This is a genomic window from Clavibacter sp. VKM Ac-2873, from assembly GCF_015351075.1.
GTDB lineage: Bacteria > Actinomycetota > Actinomycetes > Actinomycetales > Microbacteriaceae > Clavibacter.
The window spans coordinates 1-573 of record NZ_JADKRS010000010.1; the positions used below are offsets into that span (position 1 = coordinate 1).

The 573-nt window shown below is 51.8% G+C and carries 1 rRNA gene; it reads left to right on the forward strand.

Annotated features, from left to right (window positions below):
• Positions 1–200 precede the first annotated feature (200 nt).
• Positions 201–573: ribosomal RNA gene (locus ITJ44_RS15725) — 23S ribosomal RNA — on the forward strand; the annotation flags it as partial.

Below are 573 nucleotides of genomic sequence, written 5' to 3' on the forward strand. Positions count from 1 at the left end.
GGTGTGTCTGGTTTCTTGTCGGACCCTTTCTGTCGTCCCTGAGTGGATGGTGGTGGGGTACCGCCCGTATATTGAGAACTACACAGTGGACGCGAGCATCTTAGATTCACCGGTTTTCCGGTGGATCACAAGATCTATTTATAGATCATTGGTCAATTCTGTCTCCTCTAGGGGAGGCGAAACGATTCAATCTCATGTGATTTCAAGATTCTAAGAGCAAACGGTGGATGCCTTGGCATCTGGAGCCGAAGAAGGACGTATAAATCTGCGATAAGCCTCGGGGAGCTGATAATAGAGCTTTGATCCGAGGATCTCCGAATGGGGAAACCCCGCCAGGCCCTTTGGGTGACCTGGTGACTCCCGCCTGAATATATAGGGCGGGTAGAGGGAACGTGGGGAAGTGAAACATCTCAGTACCCACAGGAAGAGAAAGCAAAAGCGATTCCGTTAGTAGTGGCGAGCGAAACCGGAAGAGGCCAAACCGATCATGTGTGATATCCGGTAGGAGTTGCATGGTCGGGGTTGCGGGACTTTCCGTACAGTTCTACCGAGCTGTGAGGGCAATGAGCGCGA